This window comes from Cycloclasticus sp. P1, from assembly GCF_000299965.1.
GTDB lineage: Bacteria > Pseudomonadota > Gammaproteobacteria > Methylococcales > Cycloclasticaceae > Cycloclasticus > Cycloclasticus pugetii.
Map to the genome: position 1 here is coordinate 1,282,364 of NC_018697.1, position 24,609 is coordinate 1,306,972.

The following is a 24,609-nucleotide window of genomic DNA, read 5'->3' on the forward strand; positions in this document are numbered from 1 at the left end:
TTTTAATGGCCTTGTTAGAGGGCGGTTAACTACTAGCATAAGCGGCCCATGCTACAGTTATAAATAAGCCGATAATGCTTGCTAAGGCTAATGTAGATTCTGAAATCCAAGTAAAAGCTAAGTTATAAAAACGAACAGCATTAACGACAGCCATACAGAATGCTGCCACAGTAATAATAGCTTTGTACTTTTTTATGCGTTGCCACATACAATGGCTAAAAAAGAATAATTTACAACGTATTAATCCAATTTTGCCATGAGCTAAACTATCGTACTTTCGCCCTTTTGGGGTCACTCTATATTCTAAACGAGGAGGAACCATTCCTCTTTTTCTTTCCATAAGCCCTAACTCACAGAGCACTCCTGCATTATGGATTATAGCTTCCATTAATTCTTCCTCTCTTCCTTGCCCTTTCTCGTAAGCAATGCCATTAAGCGAGAGCCTTTCTAGTTCAAAGCGTTTAGCAAAATCATCAATGTTTATAAAGCCGCCGTTATTATTCGAGGCTCCATCATCTTGAATTTTATATATAACCACTCCAGAGAATAGTGACAACCAGGGAATATATGAGTCTCCGAGCATATTTAGCCCTCTAACGTTTTAAATAAGTGGCGCGCGGCTTTTTGCGCGTCCCAGTGAGCACAGCGAACGACTTAAATTTTTTGTTATACATTTTGGAGACATAAGACGATGCTAGAAAAAATAGAACTAGACCCCACAGACCCTGAAGGGAAGAAATTTGTTGGCAGGAATGATTTTGGCGATGATATTAAAAATTTATTCTGCGCCCTTAATGACTTAATGCACCAGATACGAAACCAGCCAGAAGATACACCAGCGGCTTTTGGTACAAATTTAAAATTCATAGAAACCGTCTCGTTTAAAAATGCAGAAAACACTTATTTACATTATTTACCACAGGTACTCACGCCATAGTTACTCGATATTTATGAAAGAAATATCTCCTAACACATGGCTTACCTGCTTTGAATCATCGTATATTTTCGGTTGCTTCAACTTTGCCATGCCTCTACAAGTATTAACGACTCTGGAGCAGCACTGCGCCGAATACGTAGAAAGTCCTCTCTCCTGCATCATTGAGCAAATCAGTTCAATTTTTGGAAGAATCGCCTTTCTTCGAGCGGGAGCTGAGAGCCTAAATTCATCAAAGGTTTCTTGTAGCTGTACTACTAAATCATGCTGAGCCATAAACGGTACCAATTTATTTTATGTATAACAGTATTAATATGTATAACGCCGCGCTCTGCGGAAATTTGGGAGCGACAGCGAGTAAATTTTCTGTAGCAGCGCCTTGTTATAAGCACTTCAACGCTCAGACTTCCTTAGTGACTTTGGCAGAAAAGCATCAATTTCATCATCTGAAAATGTCAATTCTTCCATCTTTTTTAAGCCTTTTGATGCTTCTTCGTAAGCCTTGGTAATGGTCCTTGGTGAGCCTTTGTAAAGCTTGTGTAGATCGCTTTGTAATTTATCTCTAAGTTTACGTATATCTTCCTCAGCCATTAAGCCTGCTCTAATGTCAGTTAAAAGGGAGAAATATTTTTCTCTAACATCCCATATTGAAATTGCTGCTGCCGCATGCTTTTGAGCCATACTCCCTAAATCATATTTTTTAACATAAGTGCTTAATGCAAGAGTAAGCATCGACATTATTGCTGCTATTACTCCAGCCTCTTTACTTTCACCCAATACAGTTATAAAAACACCTGAGGTTGTTATGGCAGATAAAATTATTTGCCATAGTTTTATATTACTATTCCTTGAGTTAAGAATATCGGCACATTTCTCATGAGTTTTATGAGTCCATACTACACGCCCATAACATTCTCTTATTTGATCCTCAAGTATTTCAATCTGGGAACTTTGTGCCATATATTTCTCGCCATTTTTGGTTTGCAGACCAGTTCTTGTCGTTGCTTTGATGTTCGATCGCTTCTAGGGATATGTTGTAACAGCGTAGTGCTTTGTACTCAAAATTGCCTTTCCTATATACATATTGCCCGCTGCCCACAGCAAGCCAATACTCTTGCTCAGAATCTTGATCTTTCAAATACTTAAAGAAATCACGACTCATCCAATCGTAGTAAATATATGACTTATCTCGATATTCCCACTGTTTCATGAAGTTGTACGCAAGGGTGTCTATTAGCAACCCTCCCATTGGTACGTTCCACTTATCTTTCCAAGCTCTAGCCATACGGCAAAGACGTCTTAAGTTGTTATTCCAAAGCGCATCTCCATTTTTTAGCTCATTAATTTCCGCTCTTGGCTTTGTGACTTTCCAGCTGCCCCCATCATTGGTGTCGGGGTAGGTAAAGCTTTCTTTATCTTTATTAATGAACCCAGGAACAATTTCGTAGCAGATTCCATCATCGAAATTCAGCTGAACAACCTGACCGTCACCGCGTATGTGTGTGGTTGAATAAGTTTTTTTTATAGAGTCTCTCACTGCTTGCAATAAAGCCGTCTGTCCATTTCCAGAGTGATTATCATATTTCTCATAAACTGAATATGGCAATTCTATAATCATGTCAATATCACTTACATGAATGGCCGTCCCCCTGCCATAAGATCCCACGTACAAGCTATAAGCCGTATCTGAGTTCAAGTCTCTAAAGTCTGCATTTAACTGCTTTGTAATTCTCTTATATCTATATTGAACGTTGGACACTACCGTGTCGCTCATCCTTAAGTTACTACAAAACGTCTTGAAATTTTCGCTAACACTCATTCATTTTCCTTGTGCTTATAACGCTCAAATTAGCGGCGAGTTTACGAGTCCGCTACATTTTCTTGTTGTACGCTCATTCGCGCCCGAACTTCTGGAGGCAAATGATCACGCCATTCAATGCTGTCAGCTTCGGGGTTGTAGGAAACCAGAATTGTTCCTCCCGGCGCACCACTCCTAGAAATTTGCTCTGCTGCAGCGGAATCAAGGCCCAGCGCATGATACTCGGCAATAAAATCCATAAATTTTAGTACTATGGCCTCATAGTTAATACTGGATGAATATTTTGGGATCAAGAGCTTGAACCTATAGCCATTGTTGCCCTCAGCGAGAATTGAATAAGCCATTGAAAATGGATTGTCACTACTTACCTTTCCCGATGTACTCATCAATACAGGCTCAATACGAGGCTGACTGACAGTTTTCTTGGACAGCTTTGCAAGCGAAGATTTAAGAGCGTTGTAATGATCTTTGCCCATCTCCTTCAAGAACTCTTCAAAATAAGCTTTCCCGATGAAGGCTATGATAGCCGTAGGAATTAACCACTCAACTGTTGCGAAAGGCCCCGGCTCAGGAATTTCCTGTATTTGAAGATCCAAATTCTCATGTTCTATTTCAGATAGAAACTCCTCAAAGATAGAGCTATCGAATCTTTCGGTATGGAGTATCCCTACTTGTGGTTTTTGCACACTCTCTCCTATGACGTACAACAGTATTAATAAGCGGAAAGCCAATGTCCACGTATTAGTTGTATATAGGTGGATAGTACTTCCATGTATTTTGATATTAGCACATCAAACATGGATAAAACCCTTTTAGCCGCCCTACTTTCTTTAACGGTAGTACCTTAGCGGTGGGCTTATGCCATAAAAATAACTAATCCCCAGTCTAGTACGTGGTCATTTTTGCATTCTTTAGGTGCATTTTCTCCGCGGTCAGCCCATACATTGATTTGTAAATCTACTAGCCCACCACCCGATGCTAACGGTGTTTTTTTCAATACTGATATTTCGCTACGTAAAATATCGTCTTCAAACACGGGGGCTAGGTGATTACAATGCCGCCAAGCTAATATTGACAAGGTGTTTGGCAGGGCTCTTATTAGTTGGGCTGCTGCCATCGAGATAGTGTGCCCACCATATACCAAGCGTTTGCCATAAACGCTGGCGCCAGCATCTGTATGTGTCATAGCTAGGTTAAGCGTTGTTCTGGTTAGTTCTGGCGCGGAGGTTACTGTGTCCCTTGCTTTAATTTTAAATAAAACGTCTGTTTCTACTTGGTCAAAATGGATGCCCGCAAAACGCTTTTTATACGTTGCCAAGTCCCAGTCTGTTGGTACTGCCTCTACCAAGCTTTGCGTAGAAATATTAGACGGCATAATATCTAAGTCATCTGCATGGGTGGTTTGTACTTTTGGATCACGACACGGCACCATTGGGCAGCGCCAAAAGTGCAAAATTTCTTCACCCCGTTGGTTTGTGGTGGTAATTTCAAGCCCTACCATACCTGTTGAGGGACGCCCGCCTTTGACTTTATTTTGCCGTAAGGCAACAATTTTTGTCGTTGTGCTTAAAGTATCGCCAATATAGACCGGTTTTTTAAGAACCAAGCCTCTATAAAACAAATTACCCATTACATTTTGCGTGGCATAGGTTGTTTGCCCTATCGCAAAACCCATCGCCATAATAGCGTTTGCTAACGGGCGATCTGAACCGGTTATTTCGTGCGTTAAATGACGATCTAACGGCAGCCTTAAACGATCACCAAACAACATTTGATGCAAGGTTGCATGGCCATCGGTAATGGTTATGGATGGCGGTTCTTCTAGGAACTCGCCAATTGTAAAGTCTTCAAAATAAGGGCCATCAATTAAAATCTCTTTCATGCGTATAAGTCTCTTATTATTGCGCCATTTGATAGCGCCTTAAAATACTCTGTTGGGCGCGAATAACAGGCAGGTCAATCATTTTATTTTGGAAGGTAAATACCCCGTGGCCTTCTTTTTGAGCAACATCCCAAGCCGCTAAAATAGCTTTTGCGTTGTCTACTTCATCCAGTGTTGGGGTATACACTTTGTTAACAATGGGCACTTGGTTGGGGTGTATGCATAGCTTTCCAGCATACCCGAGTTTTAGGCCTTTTAAGCTGTCATCGTGTATTGCTTTTTCATCGGCAATTTCTAAGCAAACATTATCAATAGGCGATGCGCCAAACGCTCTTGCCGCTAAGGCAACTTGACAGCGTGACTGGTAAATAACCCCTTCACTGGCATCGGCTTCATTAAGCGCCATATCGGCAGCAAAATCCACATGACCAAAACAAACAGAGTCTTGCGGTGTTAATACCTTTGAAATTGACGCTACATCCAACACGCCTTTTGCTGTTTCAATAATAACAAACAGCGCAATATCGGCTTTATTAAAATATTTTTTTACCGCATTAACGTCTTCTGGCGTTTCGCATTTTGGCAACATCACTGCACTATTACCAGCCGCGACAACTGCCTTAATGTCTTCTTCAAACCAAGGTGTAGAAATGCCATTGATTCGCACAATCAATTGTTTGCCTTTAAAAGCGGACGACTTTAAGGCTTCTACCACCTGTTGCCTTGCACGCACTTTATCATCGGGCGATACGGCATCTTCCAGATCAAAAACTATCGCATCTGCAGGAATGTTCGCCGCTTTATCTATGCGCTTTTGAATCGCACCTGGAACAAATAAAATCGAGCGGCATAGTTGTATAGTGTTAATCATATTATTTATATATTTATTATTAAAAACGCAGCAAACCAAGGCTTTTCAAGCGCTATAGTTTAATAGCATTTCATCAGTCATTAGGTTTGTTTTTTAATTGGCTAGCTGATACATAGCGTTGCTATCAACACTTTTAATAAACTATTAGCCTATAAACACCATCGTGCAGCATTAACCGTTGTTATTGAAGTTAATCTTTATTATTTCTTCATCCGGCATCTGGGTCACTCACTTTTCTTTTCGTCCATTTAACGTAATATTCACAACACCATTGCCAAATTGATAGATTAACCCATCGTTATCATCGTGGCGCTATGCTGTATTTGTTCTGTTTGAGCGGTATAATTGCTTAACAATCTATCAAACAATCGTTAGTTTGTGAAGCGCTTTAATCTGCTTCAAAACCTTAAAAGCAAAGACGCAACAATACACTCATGCAAAAAAGGAAACGTATGCCAAATCACTTATTTTCACCCATTAAAATTGGTTCTTTAAGCTTAGCTAACCGTTTCATAATGGGCTCTATGCATACTGGGCTAGATCATAGTGACGATCCTTTTGGCCGCTTAGCTGTTTTTTATAAAGAACGTGCAGACGGCGGCGTTGGCCTTATTGTTACCGGTGGTGTTTCGCCTAATGAGCAAGGCTTACTCAGCCCAGGTTCAATGAAACTAACAGACCCTGAGCAAGTTGCCGATTATAAAATCATTACAGATGCTGTACATGAATCAGGTAGTCATATTATTTTACAAATTCTTCATGCTGGGCGTTATGCAAAGCAAAAGAACCTAGTTGCGCCCAGCCCTATTCGTTCACCTATTAATAAATTTGAACCCAAAGAAATGTCTGAGAAGGGCATTCTAAGTACCATTGACGATTACGTAAAATGCGCCTCCCTTGCGCAACAAGCTGGTTTTGACGGCATTGAATTATTGGGTTCCGAGGGTTATTTCCTTAATGAATTTACCGCCTCACGTACAAATCAGCGAACCGATCAATGGGGTGGCAGTTTCGAAAACCGTGCCCGTTTCCCATTAACAGTATTGCAATCGATTCGAGAAAAAGTAGGTTCTCAATTTTTTATTCAATACCGCATGTCAATGCTTGATCTGGTTGAAGATGGTTGGACTATTCATGAAGCGCAACAATTTGCCCAGCTCTTAGAGGCTAACGGTGTCGACTTGATCAACACGGGTATTGGTTGGCATGAGTCATCTATACCAACCATTGCGATGCAAGTTCCACGAGCTGCCTTTAGCTGGGCTACCCGTATGATTAAACAAGTGGTCAATATCCCTGTTGCCGCTGCCAACCGGATTAACACCACCGAGGTGGCCAACACGCTTATACAACAAGGAGATGCCGACCTAGTCTATTTATCTAGGCCTTTTTTGGCTGACCCTGATTTTGTTATAAAAGCCCAGCAACAACGAAGCGATGAAATAAATAGCTGCATTGCCTGCAATCAGTCTTGCTTAGATAATTTATTTAATTTTAAAACTGTTAGCTGTTTGGTAAACCCGCGTGCCTGCCACGAAACAAAAATGCCCAAATTACCACCAGCCCCTAACCCACAAAATATTGCCGTAATTGGTGCTGGGGCGGCTGGTTTATCTTTTGCTATTGAAGCTAAAAAACTTGGTCACAACATTACGTTGTTTGACGCTTCTGCTGATATTGGTGGACAAATGGCTTACGCACGTAAGGTACCGGGTAAAGAAGAGTTTGATGAATTACTTCGGTATTTCAACGTTATGCTTAAAAAATACCACGTTAATACTCAGCTAAATACGACGGTCACCTTAGCGCAGCTAAACGATACAAAGTATGACTCAATTGTCATCGCTGCTGGTATTAAGCCACGCAAACCAAATATTCCAGGCATTCATCGCCCTAATGTCTTTAGCTACGAAGAGGCCTTTAATTCACCAGAGAAAATAGGTCAAACCGTGCTTATAATAGGTGCTGGTGGCATTGGTTATGATATGGCTGAATTTTTAACCCATCAAGATGACGGCCTAGAGCCCATTGACTCGTTTAACAAACATTGGGGAATTGATCCAACAGGTCTTCAGTCTGGTGGGCTAAACGCGTCAGTTAAACCGATAATAAAAAGCAACCGTACTGTCACGATTTTACAACGTAAGGCTGGAAAGTTTGGGCGTACGCTTGGAAAAACAACCGGCTGGATTCATCAAGCAGAATTGCAAAAACGTGGTGTTAAATTGCTTGGTGAACTTAATTATATAAAAATTGATGAAACAGGCTTACACATAGAAAAAGAAGGAACCACTCAGTTATTACACGCTGACAGCATTGTTATTTGCGCAGGCCAAGAATCACGCGATGAACTTGCCCAACAACTTGGCGATTTAGCTCCCAATGTATACAAAATAGGCGGCGCTAAAGAAGTACGAGAACTTGATGCAGCACAAGCCATTAGCGATGGCATTAAACTCGCCTACACATTAAGCACTTAATCAACATTCAACCACAACTTAACTTAAGGAGACATCCATGTTAGATGCCTACATTTACGATGGAGCAAGAACTGCTTTTGGAAAATATTGCAGCTCACTGGCACACGTCCGACCGGACGATTTAGCCGCTAGCGTTATTAAGGCGCTGGTTACACGAAACAATATTGACCCATTATTAATTGACGATGTTATTTTGGGCTGCGCTTGTCAATCCGGTGAAGATAGCCGAAACGTAGCACGTTATGCGACATTAGCCGCAGGCTTACCTGTCGAGGTAAGCGGGCAAACCGTTAATAGGCTTTGTGGCAGTAGCTTAGCCGCAATTATTGACGCCGCTCGTGCTATCTCCTGTGATGAGGGTAGTTTATTTATTGCAGGTGGTGTTGAAAGCATGACACGCGCCCCTTTAACCTTTAACAAAAGCAACACCGCATTTAGTAAAGACATTACGGTTTACGACAGCGCCATTGGTGTGCGTTTTCCAAACCCAATAATTGGAAAACTATATGGTCACGAAGCCATGCCAGAAACTGCTGATAACGTCGCTAAAGCTCTGGGTATTACGCGTGAGCAATGTGATGTTTTTGCTTATCAATCACAACAAAAATGGGCTGACGCAACAGCGAAAGGCTATTTTGATAAAGAAATAATTCCCGTTAACATTCCACAAAAACGTGGCAAACCTGACATTATTGTCGATAAAGATGAGCACCCACGGGCCGATACAAGCTTAGATAAAATGGCCAGCATGCGCACGCTTTATGAAGATGGCGTTGTTACTGCCGCCAATGCATCTGGTATTAATGATGGCGCAGCGGCTTTAGTTATTGGCTCACGTGCTTATGGTGAACAACATGAGCTTAAACCTATGGCCCGTATTCTAGGCGGCGCATCAGCGGGTGTTGAACCATCGATGATGGGATTAGGCCCCGTGCCTGCCTGCCAAAAATTATTAAAACGACTGGGTTTAACACTTCAACAAATGGATATTATCGAAGTGAATGAAGCGTTTTCTGCGCAAGTGCTTGGTGGTTTAAAACAACTGGGTATTGCCGAAGATGACCCCCGTATTAATCCCAACGGTGGCGCTATTTCTGTTGGTCATCCACTAGGTGCGTCTGGTGCAAGGCTTGCGATAACTGCCAGCCATCAACTACAACGCACACAAGGTCGTTATGCTCTTATTACAATGTGTATTGGTGTTGGGCAAGGGATAGCAATGGTTATTGAACGTTCTTAACGGGCGCTCCGCTACGTTTATTTAAAACGTTTAGTTAAAAAGGGGGTGTATTAAACACACCCTTTTTTATGCTGCGCTTGAATACCCTATTGACTAGCATAGAAGAACTCTAGACACTTTAACGCCTTTCATTTTTTAACAAGCCAGCTGGGACCTTAACTGGCATTTTTAAAATTTGCTGTGCGTAAGTTTTACCCTGTGTATCTATATTCATGGAACTGACCCCTCCTCCCCCTAGCGCATCTTGTAAGAGGAAATTAAACGCATCGATACCCGGCAAATAAAAACGTTCTACACGGCCTTTTACTACATGAGAAAACCAATCAGATACTGTCTGCTCGGTTAAGGCTTGAGCAATATACGGCATATATTCAGGCCGACGTGCAATCACCCCTATATTGGCAAACCGCCCTTTATCACCACTTCGCGCGACCGCCAGTTTAACCAAAGGTACTTGTATGGCATTTTTATCACTTTGCCTTACTATTGGGTCAGGCTTACGATGAACCATATTGTCATTAAACGTATTACCAGACGCTTGTGGGTAGGTTAACGGCTTACCCTCTACCTCAACCACGGCGTTTACCAAGTTTTTATCGATTAGAAATGAATATAAACTAATCACTGGCGACACCTTAGGCCGGCCTGCCTGACCAGCTGCACAACGCCCCGTCGTCATATTTAAGATAACGCCCATTACTTCTCTTGAAAATAAAGCAACCGCATCACGCTTATCATGATGAACCACTATTCTTAACACTATTTCTTGTATCTCTTGCGGTATAGAAAAGTGTTCTTTATTCCATAACGCATTAGCGCCTAAGTAGTTAATTGAATGTTGTTTAAAGTTTGCGTAACCGGCGTTAGCCAACAGTTTTTCGCAACGCTCTAAAATTGCATTGGCCGTTAGCTCGGCTTTTTTTAATACATCAAAGCCCGTTAATAGCTGCGTATAAACGGCGCGATAACCATCTAAATAAGTCGCCGAGACTTTATATTGAGCGCTTGGCGGATAGCCAATAGCGCCCGTAACTAATACCCGATCAGTGCTTTGTTCGGTTAATTTAACCTGCGAAAAATCACAAACAACATCGGGTAAGAAATAGGTTTGCGGATCGCCTATTTCATACACCAATTGTTCTGCAACAGTCAGCTTAGAAACCAAGCCCCCCGTTCCAGTAGCTTTTGTAACAACAAAATCACCACTTTCATCACATTCAATAATGGGGTAGCCCATGTCAGCCCAGCCATCACAGCTGTCATGCCAGTCGGTAAAGTTACCTCCTGTTACCTGACAGCCACATTCGATTAAATGCCCTGCTAATGCCCCCATCGACAGTTTATCTAAGTCATCAACCGACCAGTTATATTCATGAATCAAGACCCCTAATGTGGTGGCTGAATCAACAACGCGACCGGTAATGACAATATCTGCACCCGCATTGAGTGCCGCCGCTATGGGGAAAGCGCCTAAATAGGCATTAATGCTGGCTAGTTTGTTAGGAAACGGTTCACCAGTTTCCATTTCAGTTATGCCAGATGCGCGTAATGCAGCTTCTTTTGGCATTAAATTATCACCATCAACGGTGCCAATTTTCAGTGCTAAGCCTTGCTCATCTAAAATGGCTTGGATCGCCTCTTTACACGCAGGTAAATTGACACCCCCTGCATTGGCAACGACTTTTACCCCACCTTCGGCGATCTGTTGTAAATTAGGTTTCAGTATTTGCTGCACAAAATCAGTTGCATAGCCAAGCTGTTCAGATTTTGACTTTGCATTCGCCAACAGTGACATGGTGACCTCGGCCAAATAATCATAAACCAAATAATCAACATTACCTTTTGTCAGTAATTGTTCTGTTGCATAGGCGCTATCCCCCCAATAGCCAGAAGCACCGCCAATTTTGATTTTATTCATCGTTAGCCTGCTCACTGGTGACGAGATCTATCAACGGCATATTCACTTCTACTTGCTGATTAGGCTTTATATAAACGCCCGTTACCAGGCCGTCTTGTTGGGCCATAAGCTCTTGGTACATTTTCATTGACTCAAGCACTACCAGCACATCACCCTTGTTAACCGTGTCACCTTTTATCACCTTAACCTCGGCAATTTTTCCACTCATCGGTGCGATAAGGTTTGCACCGAGAGTGTCTTGGTTTTGTTTTTCTGAAAATGATAATTTTTCAAACATCGCGACCTGTGAACGATTATCAATATAAACAGTGTGTCGCTCATCTAGCGCAACATTAAGCTTGCAGCAAATACCATTAATCTGAAGCAATAGCTCGCCATCAGACTCCGCTAAAATAAGGATATTTTGTATTTCATCATCGCTGTATTCAACACGGTATGCAGAACCGTCTTGGAAAACCGTAACGTCACGTTGTTGTTGCTGGTATTTCAACCTGACCGGCCAGCTGAGGGTGCCAGTACTTCGCCAACCTGTTGTGCCGGGCATTCGCGATAACAAAATGGCGGCTATTGCCCACATTGAGTCACCCGGGCCCTGAGCCGCCTGTTTTTGTTGCGCGGGTAGGTATTGCTCTTCAATATACCGCGTGGTTGCCTCAGCATTCATGAACGCAGGGACTTCTAGCAAGCCCAGTAAGAAAGTTTTATTACTGGGCAAACCTAATAAAACCGTGTCTTTTAAGGCCCGTGTTAAGCGCCTAATCGCTAGTTCGCGCGTAGCACCATAGGCAATAATTTTTGCCAGCATTGAGTCATAATAAGGACTAATAATTTGCTCATTGACAATTCCATTATCAACTCTAATACCCGTAGCGACTGGCATTTTCCACTGCCTTATACGCCCTGTTTGCGGCATAAAATCGCACTCACAATCTTCAGCATATAAACGCACCTCAATGGCATGCCCCTTTAGCTCAATCTCATCTTGTTGTAGCGCTAATGGTTCACCAGCCGCTACTGATAACTGCCATTCAACTAAATCTAAGCCTGTTATCAATTCTGTTACTGGGTGTTCAACTTGTAGGCGCGTATTCATTTCCAAAAAGTAAAATGATTGATCCTCACATAATAAGAATTCAACGGTACCGGCACCAACATAATTAACCGCCTCAGCCGCTTTTACTGCGGCATTACCCATTTTTTTTCGTAAGGTGGCATCGATATTCGGCGCAGGGGCTTCCTCAATAACTTTTTGATGCCGTCGCTGCATCGAGCAGTCTCGTTCACCCAAATAAACCGTGTTACCAAGTTGATCTGCAAATACTTGAATTTCAATATGTCGGGCCTTTTCAATATATTTTTCAAGCAGTAATTCATCAGAGCCAAAACTGCTAAGTGCCTCTGCTCTAGCCGCTTCAAGTTCTGTTATTAAGCGTTGTGGGTCTTTAACAATGCGAATACCACGCCCACCACCACCGGCAGCTGCTTTAACCATCACCGGGTAACCGATGCGCTTAGCTTCTTTTTGTAACGTTGGGTTGTCTTGCGAAGGTCCATCATAGCCTGGCACTAGGGGTACATTTGCCTCAAGCATTTTATGTCGGGCAACCGTTTTGTTTCCCATAATGGCCATTGCCTTTGAATCCGGCCCAATAAACACTAAGTTAGCTTCTTCACAACGCTGCGCAAATTCAGCTGATTCGGATAAAAAACCATACCCCGGATGGATAGCCTGAGCATTAGTTTTCAGCGCTGCGGCTATTATTTTGTCAATATTTAGGTAGGGTTTTTCAACGTCTGACTCGCCAATACCTATCGCTTTATCAGCAAGAGAAACATGCAGTGCTTCACGATCTGCCTCGCTAAAAACAGCAACCGTTTCATAGCCCATCTGTTTAGCCGTTTTAATGACCCTAACGGCTATCTCGCCACGATTCGCAATCAAGATAGTATCAAAATAATTCATTAATCAGGCCATCCAGTGCGGTTTTCTTTTTTCAACAAAGGCGCGATGTCCTTCGCGACCTTCATCTTGCTTGTTTAGTCTGGAAAAAACATCTGCCGAAAACTCAATCATCTCATCATCAATTTGATGAGCCACCTTATGCATAATGTCTTTTGTTGCGGCACATGCCTTAGGTCCACAACGTTCTACTTGTTGGATCACAGACTCTAATTTGTCTCTGAGGGCTTCGTTAGAATCGGCAAGGTATTGCGCTATGCCTAAGCGATATGCTTTGTCGCCATTAATCCTTTCACCGGTTAATGCCATTTGCTTAGCAGGTGTTAAGCCAATTCGCTGAACGACATAGGGAGCAATTTGCGCAGGTGCAATTCCTAATGTTGTTTCTGGCATGCCCAGTGTTGCATCACGATGAACCAACGTAAGGTCTGCCAAACACGCCAAGCCAAAACCACCGCCCATTGCCGAGCCTTCCACAACTACGATTAAGGTTTGCGGTAAGCCAAAAAATTTTTTAAATAGCTGCCCCGATCTAATATTTCTGTCACGCGCAGGGTCTAGGTGTTGAGCCGCATGATCGGTTTGGTTTTTACGTTCTTTAATATCGCCACCGGCGCAAAAATGACCACCGGCACCTTGCAATACAACCAGACGAATTGCTGCCGACTTAGCTAAAAAATCGGCCATTTGATGTAACTCGTCATTCATCTGATCGTTCATTGCATTACGCCGTTCAGGCCTATTTAACGTAATGTATAGACGCCCGTTCACATGCTTTAGTAATAACGTGTCCACCTTGGGTAGATTAATCATTTTAAATCCTCGCCACGCCAAAGGTATTGGCATCTAATTTGGTTTCACGCCCTTGAACAACAATATCAATCAGCTCGGCAAGCAAACGACGACTTTTACGTGGGTCAATTATGCCTTCATCCCAAACCTGTGAGGTGCAATAAAATGCAGACGAAACACTTGAGTAGTAGTCTAAAATATCTTCTGTTTGCTTGGCTAAAAACGCTTCATCAATCGGCTTATTATTCGCTTTTTGTTTATTTTCATAAACAATGGACATCACCGTTGCGGCTTGCTCGCCCCCCATTACGGCCAATGTATTAGTGGGCCAGGCAAATAGAAAGTCTGGCTCAAATGAGCGGCCCGACATAGCATAATTTCCTGCACCAAAGGCGCCACCAATATTGAGTGTTATTTTAGGCACAGTGGCATTCGCCACCGCTTGAATAAGCTTGGCACCATTTTTTATCATGCCATTTTGTTCATGCTCAATACCAACGATAAAACCCGTAGTATTTTGTAAAAAAATCAACGGTTTATTTGATTGGCAACAGAGTTGAATAAACTGTGTCGACTTACCGGCTCCCTTATTAGTAATAGGGCCATTATTTGCAATAATGCCGCAATGTTGACCTTCGATTTCTGCAAAACCGCAGATAGTAAACGGATCGTAATTCGCCTTAAATTCAACAAAGTCAGAATCATCAACCAAGCGTGCAATCACTTCACGGCTGTCGTAGGGTTTATGGTAATCAGCCGGCACAATGCCGCATAATTCATCAATATCGTATCGCGGTTCTTTATAAGTTTTTTTTGCCGTTGTGGTTAGGCGGTTATTCCAATTTAAACTTTTTACAATTTCTCGGGTCATTTCAAGCGCATGCGCATCATCTTCAGCTAGGTACTCGGCAAGCCCCGATTCACTTGCATGCATCTCAGCGCCACCAAGCTCTTCTTCCTCAGCTATTTCACCGGTTGCTGCTTTTAATAATGGTGGGCCAGCAAGATAAGCTCGGGCTTTATTTTTGACCATCACCACGTAGTCTGACATGCCAGGTATATACGCACCTCCTGCGGTAGATGCGCCATGCACTACCGTAATTTGCGGAATACCCGCGGCAGACGCCTGTGCTTGTGACATAAACCGGTGTCCGGCCAAGTTAAACCCAAGGTGTTGTAGAAATAAATTTCCTCCCCCGCTTTGCACTAAACAAATAAAAGGCAACCTAGAGGTACTGGCAATCTCTTGCGCGCGACGTAATTTTTTATACGCATGGGGCATGTTTGTCCCCCCTTTAATCGCCGCATCATTGACATACACCATACACCTTGTGTTTTCTACAAAACCGATACCAACAATAATGCCCGCACCATAAACATTTTCTTCGCCATCATCGTCATGTTGGCCTAGGCCAGCTAGCGTACTAAGCTCAATAAAACTGGCACCTGGGTCTAACAACATGTCTAAACGCCTTCTCGGTAATAACTGCCCTCTTTGCTCAAAGACCGCTTGCTTTCTTTGTGAGGCTAGATGCACCTTATTTTCGAGCTTATTTAACTGATCGATCAGCTTTAATAACTCTTTCCTATTGTTTTTAAAGCCATCGCTTCGGGTATTTACCTTACTTTGTATAACAGCCATAACGTTTACTTAGCTTAGTGATGATGGGTGAATACCCATCCGCTTTGAAACAATTTCAAGCATCACTTCGTTTGCTCCCCCACCGATTGAACACAAGCGCGTATCACGAAAAATACGGCTAATTAAGTTATCCCACATAAAACCTTGCCCACCCCAGTATTGCAGGCAGGCCGAGGGTATGGTTTGTCCTAATTGGCCAACTTTAAATTTAGCCATTGAGGTGAGCATATCGACATCTTCGCCGTTGATATACTTTTCACAAGCATGGTAGATAAGCGCGCGAACAGCCTGAATATCGGTTTGCATTTCTGCTAATTTAAAATAAATATCTTGATTAGCAATTAACGGTTTACCAAATGCTTTACGCTGCTTTGTATATTCAATCGTAATATCTACCGCATCTTGAACTTGACTCAGGTATTTAGACATCGCAAAAAAACGCTCTTCTTGAAACTGTTTCATTTGATATATGAAGCCGCGCCCCTCCTCACCGATACGGTTAGTAACCGGCACTCGTACATCATCAAAGAATAATGGTGCGGTGTCCGAGCTATGCGCACCTAGTTTTTTTAGGCGTTTACCACGCGTTACGCCTTTAGCATCCAGTGGCACAATGATTAGCGATTTATTTTTATGGGGCCCCTTATCGCCACCGGTATTGCATAACAAACAGACCCAATCAGCTTGCGTTGAAGTGGTAATCCACATCTTACTGCCATTAATAACGTATTCGTTACCAATACGGCGTGCTTGCGTTTTAATTGAGGCCACATCTGAACCCGCACCTTCTTCACTCACACCAATACAGCCAACTGATTCCCCTTTGATTGCTGGAACCAGAAAATTACGTCTTAATTCGTCACTGCCATAATTTGCCAACGCAGGTGTGCTCATATCTGTTTGTACACCAATGGCTGTTGAAATTCCCGAGCAGTTAATTCGCCCTATTTCTTCGGCAAACACTAAGGAATAGGAATAATCTAATCCTAAGCCTCCCCATTTTTCTGCCTTATTAATGCCGAGAAGTCCTGCGTCTCCCATCTTTTTAAATAACTCATGAGCAGGAAAAATACCGGCTTCTTCCCATTCATCAACAAACGGGGCAATTTGACGCTCAACAAAAGTTGATACCGAGTCACGTAACATGGCATGTTCATGGTTAAACAACATAGTTAATTATTTTTATTATTGGGTTGTTCAGTATAAACAGAAAAATATCAAACTAACAACAGTTAGGTTAAATACTGCAATACATTTTAGATATTAGTGAGTTAGATCAATACTTATTTTTGGCAGGGTCGAAGGGATAACCTTCTATTGCAGAAAGACTTCGATGCCAAACGAAACAATTAAATTTGCAGATATACGTTATGAGTTAATAGCGCAACACACCACTAATCCATTGATGATTACACAGATTATCGACGTTTATGACAGCGGTTTTTTATTAAGCGCGAGTCCCTGTGTAAAAACACAGGGACTCGCGCAAGCACTAGAGGTTTTAAACGCCGTCGAACGGTATGCTTAGCAACATTCAGCTAAATAGCACTTTGACTAACAAATTTTACAATTCTATAGGCATCCAATCCCTCATAGCCACCTTCACTTCCATAGCCTGATTGACGCCGTCCGCCGAGTGGTGAGTCTAGAAAAACAACTGGGTAACCATTAATACCCACTTTGCCCGAATCTAAATCGTTACCCAGCTTATCAATGGTTTCTTGCGAGCCACTAAATGCATATGAAGCCAGTGCAAAATCAGTATTGTTGGCTTTTTCAATCGCTTCATCATAGCTGCTAAATTTATTAATAATTGCAATCGGGCCAAAAGGCTCTTCTTGCATTATTCTTGCTGTTGCTGGCACATCGGCCAATACCGTCGCTTCATAAAAATTTCCTGGACGATCAAGACGTTTACCACCCGTCATTAAGCGCGCACCTTTACTCACGGCATCTTGAACCAAATCATCTATTTCAGCAATTCTACGTGGGTTTGCCAAAGGCCCCATTTGAGTATCGTTATCCAAACCATTACCAATCCGAAGTGCTGCAAATTTTTCTGTAAAACCTGTTAAAAATTTATCGTATACAGCCTCTTGCACAAAAAACCGTGTCGGAGAAATGCACACTTGTCCTGAGTTACGGCTTTTAGTCGTTACTGATAAATCAATTGCTTTGTCTAACTTCGCATCATCAAAAACCAATACGGGCGCATGACCACCCAGTTCCATCACACAGGGTTTTGCCTGATCTCCGGCTAACGCAGCCAGTTTTTGACCGACAGGTGTTGAACCGGTGAACGATATTTTTTTAATAACCGGTGATTCAATTAGTTTTTTGCTAATCAGCGAAGAATCACCCATAAGTATGTTAACCACACCTTTCGGTAAACCTGCCTTATCAAGTGCATCAACTACCGCCATAAATGAAACCGGGGTTTCTTTTGCCGGTTTAACAATAACCGAACAACCGACAGCTATCGCTGAGGCCATTTTACGCGTTGCTAATGAGGCTGGAAAATTCCATGCAGGAAACGCCGCCACAGGACCTATTGGCTCTTTACGCACGGTTCTGTCTACAAAACCATTTAACTCAGGCAAGGTGCGGTCATCATGGTCCGCAGCTGCCGTAGAACACCATTCCAATAGACATGCGCAATTTTCTACCTCGCCTTTTGAATCTGCAAGCGGTTTTCCATGCTCCATCGTCATACAACGGGCGGTGTGCTCAGCATTTTCACGAAGAATCGCTGCGGCACGGTGCATAATTTCAATTCGTTCGTCATAACTTGTTTTACGCCATTGTTCAAAAGCGGCTTCAGACGAAGCAAGTGCACGCTCAATTTGCTCTTCATCTGCGATAGGAAATTTAGCTAATACTTCATCTGTCGCTGGGTTTAGTACCTCACCATAGCGACTGGTTTGTGTTACCCACTCACCATCAATAAACAAAGCAGGTTGTGTATAGTCATTGTCTTGCATGTTTGTTCTCCAAATAATTATTTTAGTGTTCAATAAATTTAATAATGCCTTGCCTCATCCATACGAAGGACGAGCGCATCTAAAGCGACTACTTTATCAGCCATCGCACGTAGGGGGTTAATCTCAATACTTGCGACCGTCTCAGTTTTTTGCACCGCCAATACAGACAATCGACTCACCACCTCAGCAACTGCTTGTATATTGATCACAGCTTGGCCACGGGCTCCTTGAAAAATGCCCGCACCACGTAATGATGTCAACATTGATAAAGCTTTGTTTGGCGTAACCGGTGCTAACGACAAACTAAGGTCTTTTAAAACTTCTGTATAAATACCCCCGAGGCCAACCATGATAATCGGCCCAATTGTAGGATCCTGTTGCGTACCAACAATAAAATCAACGCCCTCTTTAATCATTGGGCTCACCAGAAGTCCTTCGATATTGGCCGTCGGTTCACGTTCAGCCACCGTTTTAAACATTGAATGTGCAGCTGTGCGCACAGACTGCTCGTTTAGCAGATCAAGTGCGACACCTCCTGCTTCGGATTTATGTGCAATATCGGCTGAAACAATTTTAATGGCGACAGGAAAGCCAAGCTCTTTAGCACATAGAACTGCCTCTTCTGCAGTGCTAGCAACCTTTTCTTTTAATACAGGGATACCCGCTTGTTGTATCAATCGTTTGGCCTGCGCTTCACTAATTTTTCCTGCCGGCCACTCGGTTGTTGGAATAGAGGGTAATACACTTTGATCTTCATTAACTGTTTGAAAGGCCGTATTAAACTTGGCCAATGCTGATAAGGCCGCAATTGCTCTTGATGGGTCTTCAAAGAACATCATCCCCGCAGATTCATATTTTTCTTTAATACTTTCGCTTGACTGGCCAATCACAGCAAATGGTTTTTTATGCGTTTTCATACCCGTATCTAGGGCATCAAAAAGCTTATCTCCATGTGCTGGTGATCCGACCCATGAGGTAAAAAATGCAACCAACAAGTCATAATGGCCTTCTTCGCACATGGCCGCTAAACTTTCACCCACTAAGGAAAAGTCATTAAGCGTACTACCGGTGACATCAATTGGGTTGCGCGGTGCACATAACGGATTTCTCGCAATAAGCTTTTTTTGTGCCTCTATAGGCATTGGCGGCACAGGAAGACCGACTTCCTCGGCGGCATCTGCCATTAGTACCCCTGCACCACCTGATACCGTTAAAATACCTAATTTATTGCCATTGGCAGGTGGCGAAATACTGAAGGCGTAGAGGATATCAAACATTTTCTCGGTTGTTTTCGCACGTTGCGCACCGTATTGATCAATTAGTGCTTGGAAGCTTGCATCGGAGCCTGTTAACGATGCTGTATGCGATTGAACCGCCTTTGAACCAACCTCGGATACACCGACCTTCATAATAACAATCGCTTTACCTTTAGCACGCGCTTTTTCAAGCGCGCGAATCAATACTTTTGGCTTTTTAACCCCTTCCATATAACAACCAACGACATCAACTGTCTCTGAATCGATCAAATATTCCAGACACTCGGCCACCGTCAAATCTGATTCATTACCGGTGGATACCCATTTTGAAACCCCTAAACGCCGAGTTTTGGCCATCGTCAACAAATGTGTGCCGTATGCGCCCGATTGAGTAATCAGGCCAACGCGTCCGTTGATTGGAAAGCCCCCTTCCAAACCAGAGGTAAAGGTAGGACAGTTTCCGGTATCTCCATTGTATAAACCTAAACAATTAGGTCCAAGAATGCGCATACCATAACTCTGCACAATGTGGTCCAGTTGAACTTGTAATAAATCACCCGCCTCACCTTGTTCAGAAAAGCCAGCGGAAAAAAGCACCACTGCCTTAACGCCCTTCTCGCCACACGCTGTTAAAGCCTCGGCCACCAAATTAGCTGAAATAGCTAGTACCGCTAAATCAACCTGATCGGGAATCGATGTGATATTAGGGTATGCTTTTAAGCCTTGAATCTCCGTTCTTTTCGGGTTAACAGGGTAAATACGTCCTTTAAAACCAGCCTTTAAATAATAGTCTAGCGGTCGCCCACCGATTCGCGCAGGGTTAGATGAGGCGCCAATAACCGCCACTGATCTCGGTTCAAATAGTGCTTTTAAACTCATAAACCTGCTCCTTTATGTATTCAACACCACAATTTATCGCGCGCTCTTTAAAAAAAACTAACCGTCTCATTTAAAAATTACGAAAAAAATTTATTTAAATTAAATCAATATAAACAGTAAGTTAAAGAAACTATTTATTGTTATTTATTAGATTTTTTATTGAAAAAATTTTCTAACGCTGCTTGGTGCTCAGCGGTATGGTGAAACATCGCTTGATTTGCTGAACAAAGATCCAAGTGATCGGCATAACTTAAGCTATCGGTTGATCTTAGTAATCGTTTAGTGACCACGAGTGTTTCGCGTGATTTTTCTGCAATACTGCTTGCCAGTTCTGTTGCGGCTGTCATCAGTTGGTCATGTTCAACTAGCTTTAATAAAAGCCCCATTTCCAAGGCCTCTTGGGCAGCCACTGTTTTGCCCGTCAAAATTAATTCTGCTGCCTTTTGTGCACCTACGGTTTTACGTAACAACCAGCAGGCACCATCGCCAGGAATAACGGCTAAATTTAAAAATGAAGAGCAAAAACTGGCTCGTTCCGAGGCAATTCTAATGTCGCATAATAAGGCCATATCAAAACCTGCCCCGGCCGCCGCACCATTAACAGCTGCAATAATCGGTATTTCAATGGAGTACAGTAATTTAGATAAACTATGAATGCCTTTGCGATAATTGTTTTGCACCGCCAACTGATCACCTGCAAACATTTTTTCTCGATTGAGCATGTCTTTAACATTACCACCCGAGGAAAACCCTTTACCTTCACCGGTCAAAATACAAACCGATACAGCTGGGTTATCTTGAATACCCATAAAAACCGTTTTAACTTCTTCTAATAACGTAGGGTCCGTAATCGCGTTACGTGAGGCAGGGTCACTTAACGTCACCGTTGCAATTTTATTATTTATTTCTAATTTAACTGTTTTATAGCTCAATTTTTTATCCACTTAATGGCTGCAGGCTAGCAATAACGACGTGACACAATGCCACTGTCACGGGCTTGCTGTAACAAGCTTTCACGGTCATCGGGATGCGCAATGCTGATCAGTGCTAATGCTCTTTCACTAATGCTTTTACCTTTCAAATTAACAATACCAAATTCGGTCACAACATACATCGTATCCGACCTAGGTGTCGTCACGACGGTCCCCTCTTCTAGCCCGGGCACAATTCTAGAGCGAGGTCGGCCTTCTTTATCCATAAACCTAGATGAAAGGCAGATAAACGACTTCCCGCCTTTAGAAGCCACTGCCCCTCGGACAAATTGCAACTGCCCCCCAGTACCTGAAATTTGCCGATGACCATTACTCTCTGAGGCCACTTGACCGGTTAAATCCACTTGCAAACAGTTGTTAATAGAAATCACATTGTCATTTTGTGCAATTTTGTTTGTCAGGTTTGTTTCATCCACAGGAATGCTGACACACAATGCATTTTTATGAATAAAGTCATACGTTCTTTTGGAACCCAACGCAAAGGTATAGACAATTTGACCACGATAAGTTTGCTTGTAGTTCCCTGTTACTTTTCCTTTTTCAACCAGATCTACCATCCCATCAACAAACATCTCCGTATGAATCCCGAGGTCCTTGATAGTTGAATGTGCTAAAGCAGAACATACCGCATTTGGCATTCCACCAATGCCAATTTGCAAGCAACTTCTATCCTTTATCAGTGGCACAATATAATCAGCGACTTGCCGGTCAATATCGCTAATAGGTGCGCTTGGTAACTCAAATAATGGCGCACTATCACCTTGAAAAACAGCCGCTACCTCGCTGATATGAACGGTGTTTTCATTACCGTAACAAACAGGAATGGCGCTGGATGTTTCTATGATAATTTTTTTCGCTATATCACAACACGCTCGTGCAAATGTGTTGGAAACACCAAAATTAAAATAACCATGCTGGTCCATCGGTGATGTTTTTAATACCAACACATCTGTTTTTAAATATTCGCGATAGATATGAGGGCCTTCTCCAAAATTAAAGGGGATATAACTAACCAGTCCTTGTTCAGATTTTTTTCTATCGTAGCCAGAAAAATGCCAATTTTGATATTCAAAGTGCTGTTGATCTGGGTCCTGTTCAATAATTTGCCTAGCAGCGACCGACAATGTACCTCTAACAATCACATCTTTTAATCGATCTTTCTGTTTGGCTAACTCAGTATCAAATATATCTGATTGCGTAACACTAAACCCATAATCAATGGTGTCGCCACTGTTAACTAACGCTACCGCCTCGCTAACGCTCACCATTTTTTCCTGAAGCATTTGTTGTACTGGCATGTATCCCCCCCAAGCCTAACGATCTCTATATTATTTTTATAATGTTTTACCGAGTACGCTTCGTACTCAAAAAACTATGGTTTCATCATTGCACAATCACCAATAACTACTTTTGTCTCTCCAACCATACATACCGTATCTAATTTAACAATTTTCTTATCGATATTAATATCAGTAATGGTGACCGTCGTTTTAACCGTATCGCCAATTTTAACCGGTGCTTTAAACTTCATATTTTGGCCTAAATAAATACTGCCCGGCCCAGGCAACTTCATCGCTAATGTTGCACTAATAAAACCTGCTGACAGCATGCCATGAGCAATTCGTCCTTTAAACATGCTTTGTTTGGCATATTCTTCATCAATATGAGCGGGGTTAAAATCACCCGTAATACCGGCAAATAAAATAATATCTGCTTCCGTCACTGTTTTGCTCATAGAGGCAGACTGCCCCACCTTCATTTCTTCAACACTAAACCCTTCTGACATTTTTATTCCTTTTATTTAATTAATCATTCTTTTTGAAACTTCTTCGAGCATTACCTCAGTAGCACCGCCGGCAATGGCTTGAATACGAGCATCACGATACATTCTTTCTATTGCACTTTCACGAACATAGCCAAAGCCACCATGAAATTGAAGACAGTCATACATGACTTCATTCACCAGTTCACCGCAGTAGGCTTTCACCATAGAGACTTCTTTTATGCAATCAAGCCCTTGTGCATCTAACCAAGCAGAATGATAAACAAGCTGCTTGCCCGCCTCAACACGTGTTGCCAACGACGCTAAACGTTGGCGTATAGCCTGCTTATCAAACAAAACACCGCTAAAGGCTTTGCGTGTTGTCACGTAATCCATCGTTAACTCAATCGCCTTAGATGCTTCGCCCATTGATTGAGCGCCCAATACCAAACGCTCATTTTGAAAATTACGCATAATGGAATAAAAGCCTTTATTAAGCTCGCCAATTATATTGTCTGCTGGCACGCGACAATTATCAAAAATTAACTCAGCTGTGTCTGACGATAACCAACCCATTTTTTTAAGGTTTTTACCAACACTAAACCCTGGGGTGCCTTTTTCAACCGCAAATATAGTAATACCGCGCGACGGTTTAGCATCCAAGTCTGTTTTAGCCGCAACAAAAAACAAATCACCTTGCACACCATTGGTAATAAACATTTTTGAACCGTTTATCACATAGTCATTACCGTCTTTTACTGCACGGGTTTTCATCGCAGCAACATCAGAGCCGACATCCGGTTCTGTTACCGCAACACCGGTAATTTTTTGCCCAGAGATAATCTCGCTCATGTATTTATTTAATTGCTGTTTATTACCAAAATTATCTAAATGAGGGGACGCCATATCTGTATGTACTAGCACCGTCACTGCTAAACCGCCAAAGGTTGAGCGGCCAAGTTCTTCAGCCAAAATAACAGACCCCAAAGCATCCATTTCACTACCACCATAGTCAGTTGAATAACGAATACCCAGAAAGCCTAAATCACCCATTTGCTGTAAAATTTCTCTCGGGATATAGCCTTTTTCTTCCCATTCATCAGCAACAGGCACTACCTTTTGTTCAACAAATCGTCGAATCTGATTGCGTAAAATCGTGTGCTCTTCAGAAAAATAAATTGAATTCATTCAATACCCCCCC

21 protein-coding genes are annotated in these 24,609 nt (G+C 42.4%); 4 read left to right on the forward strand and 17 right to left on the reverse strand.

Annotation, left to right across the window (positions count from 1 at the left end; translation table 11 throughout):
- Positions 1-25 precede the first annotated feature (25 nt).
- Positions 26-583 (reverse strand): hypothetical protein, encoded by a 558-nt coding sequence (locus Q91_RS06135; RefSeq protein ID WP_015006016.1) that lies wholly within the window; start codon positions 581-583, stop codon positions 26-28.
- Between the two features lie 108 nt (positions 584-691).
- On the opposite strand from Q91_RS06135, the gene Q91_RS06140 reads away from it, so the two are divergent.
- Complete coding sequence (locus Q91_RS06140; RefSeq protein WP_015006017.1) at positions 692-937, forward strand: hypothetical protein; 246 nt, start codon at positions 692-694, stop codon at positions 935-937.
- Positions 938-1,327: 390 nt separating this feature from the next.
- Here Q91_RS06140 and Q91_RS06150 read toward each other — a convergent pair whose 3' ends face one another.
- The 5 genes from Q91_RS06150 to Q91_RS06170 form a co-directional block, all read right to left on the reverse strand.
- A complete protein-coding gene (locus Q91_RS06150; protein WP_041230510.1) occupies positions 1,328-1,894 on the reverse strand; it encodes an SLATT domain-containing protein in 567 nt (188 codons plus the stop codon).
- Positions 1,872-2,753 carry a nucleotidyltransferase domain-containing protein gene (locus Q91_RS06155; protein ID WP_015006019.1) on the reverse strand — a complete coding sequence of 294 codons (882 nt, stop codon included), beginning with the start codon at positions 2,751-2,753 and terminating at the stop codon, positions 1,872-1,874. The genes Q91_RS06150 and Q91_RS06155 overlap by 23 nt, the downstream gene beginning before the upstream one ends.
- Before the next feature lie 41 nt (positions 2,754-2,794).
- Positions 2,795-3,439, reverse strand: coding sequence for a hypothetical protein (locus Q91_RS06160; protein ID WP_015006020.1), 645 nt, complete (start codon positions 3,437-3,439; stop codon positions 2,795-2,797).
- A gap of 170 nt (positions 3,440-3,609) precedes the next feature.
- Positions 3,610-4,635 carry a MaoC family dehydratase gene (locus tag Q91_RS06165; protein ID WP_015006021.1) on the reverse strand — a complete coding sequence of 342 codons (1,026 nt, stop codon included), beginning with the start codon at positions 4,633-4,635 and terminating at the stop codon, positions 3,610-3,612.
- 16 nt (positions 4,636-4,651) lie between these two features.
- A complete protein-coding gene (locus Q91_RS06170) occupies positions 4,652-5,506 on the reverse strand; it encodes a CoA ester lyase (protein WP_015006022.1) in 855 nt (284 codons plus the stop codon).
- 452 nt (positions 5,507-5,958) lie between these two features.
- Between Q91_RS06170 and Q91_RS06175 the strand changes: the two genes are divergently transcribed.
- Entirely contained in the window at positions 5,959-7,986 is a 2,028-nt protein-coding gene (locus tag Q91_RS06175; protein ID WP_015006023.1) for an FAD-dependent oxidoreductase, read from the forward strand.
- Positions 7,987-8,023: 37 nt separating this feature from the next.
- Complete coding sequence (locus Q91_RS06180) at positions 8,024-9,226, forward strand: acetyl-CoA C-acyltransferase (RefSeq protein ID WP_015006024.1); 1,203 nt, start codon at positions 8,024-8,026, stop codon at positions 9,224-9,226.
- 118 nt (positions 9,227-9,344) lie between these two features.
- Here Q91_RS06180 and Q91_RS06185 read toward each other — a convergent pair whose 3' ends face one another.
- The 5 genes from Q91_RS06185 to Q91_RS06205 are packed head-to-tail and all read right to left on the reverse strand — an operon-like array spanning position 9,345 to position 16,708.
- On the reverse strand, positions 9,345-11,144 hold the full coding sequence (locus Q91_RS06185) for an acyclic terpene utilization AtuA family protein (RefSeq protein WP_015006025.1): 1,800 nt from the start codon (positions 11,142-11,144) through the stop codon (positions 9,345-9,347).
- Positions 11,137-13,107: an acetyl-CoA carboxylase biotin carboxylase subunit gene (locus tag Q91_RS06190; protein ID WP_015006026.1), complete on the reverse strand. Its 1,971-nt coding sequence runs from the start codon at positions 13,105-13,107 to the stop codon at positions 11,137-11,139. Before Q91_RS06190 ends, Q91_RS06185 begins: the two co-directional genes overlap by 8 nt.
- Before the next feature lie 3 nt (positions 13,108-13,110).
- Positions 13,111-13,917 carry an enoyl-CoA hydratase/isomerase family protein gene (locus Q91_RS06195; RefSeq protein ID WP_015006027.1) on the reverse strand — a complete coding sequence of 269 codons (807 nt, stop codon included), beginning with the start codon at positions 13,915-13,917 and terminating at the stop codon, positions 13,111-13,113.
- 1 nt (position 13,918) lies between these two features.
- A complete protein-coding gene (locus Q91_RS06200) occupies positions 13,919-15,538 on the reverse strand; it encodes an acyl-CoA carboxylase subunit beta (RefSeq protein ID WP_015006028.1) in 1,620 nt (539 codons plus the stop codon).
- 9 nt (positions 15,539-15,547) lie between these two features.
- Positions 15,548-16,708: an acyl-CoA dehydrogenase family protein gene (locus tag Q91_RS06205; RefSeq protein WP_015006029.1), complete on the reverse strand. Its 1,161-nt coding sequence runs from the start codon at positions 16,706-16,708 to the stop codon at positions 15,548-15,550.
- Positions 16,709-16,871: 163 nt separating this feature from the next.
- On the opposite strand from Q91_RS06205, the gene Q91_RS06210 reads away from it, so the two are divergent.
- The gene (locus tag Q91_RS06210; RefSeq protein ID WP_015006030.1) at positions 16,872-17,066 is read left to right on the forward strand and encodes a hypothetical protein; all 195 of its coding nucleotides are present in this window, start codon (positions 16,872-16,874) and stop codon (positions 17,064-17,066) included.
- 10 nt (positions 17,067-17,076) lie between these two features.
- Here the strand turns inward: Q91_RS06210 and Q91_RS06215 are convergent, their stop codons facing one another.
- From Q91_RS06215 to Q91_RS06240, 6 genes are all read right to left on the reverse strand, one after another.
- Entirely contained in the window at positions 17,077-18,519 is a 1,443-nt protein-coding gene (locus Q91_RS06215; protein WP_015006031.1) for an NAD-dependent succinate-semialdehyde dehydrogenase, read from the reverse strand.
- A 38-nt stretch (positions 18,520-18,557) separates the two neighbouring features.
- The gene (locus Q91_RS06220) at positions 18,558-20,654 is read right to left on the reverse strand and encodes an acetate--CoA ligase family protein (protein WP_015006032.1); all 2,097 of its coding nucleotides are present in this window, start codon (positions 20,652-20,654) and stop codon (positions 18,558-18,560) included.
- Between the two features lie 140 nt (positions 20,655-20,794).
- A complete protein-coding gene (locus tag Q91_RS06225) occupies positions 20,795-21,598 on the reverse strand; it encodes an enoyl-CoA hydratase-related protein (RefSeq protein ID WP_015006033.1) in 804 nt (267 codons plus the stop codon).
- A gap of 14 nt (positions 21,599-21,612) precedes the next feature.
- Positions 21,613-22,944, reverse strand: a complete 1,332-nt coding sequence (locus tag Q91_RS06230) for an acetyl-CoA hydrolase/transferase family protein (protein ID WP_015006034.1) — start codon at positions 22,942-22,944, stop codon at positions 21,613-21,615.
- A 74-nt stretch (positions 22,945-23,018) separates the two neighbouring features.
- Positions 23,019-23,432 (reverse strand): MaoC family dehydratase, encoded by a 414-nt coding sequence (locus Q91_RS06235; protein ID WP_015006035.1) that lies wholly within the window; start codon positions 23,430-23,432, stop codon positions 23,019-23,021.
- 15 nt (positions 23,433-23,447) lie between these two features.
- The gene (locus Q91_RS06240; RefSeq protein ID WP_015006036.1) at positions 23,448-24,596 is read right to left on the reverse strand and encodes an acyl-CoA dehydrogenase family protein; all 1,149 of its coding nucleotides are present in this window, start codon (positions 24,594-24,596) and stop codon (positions 23,448-23,450) included.
- Positions 24,597-24,609: the final 13 nt, after the last annotated feature.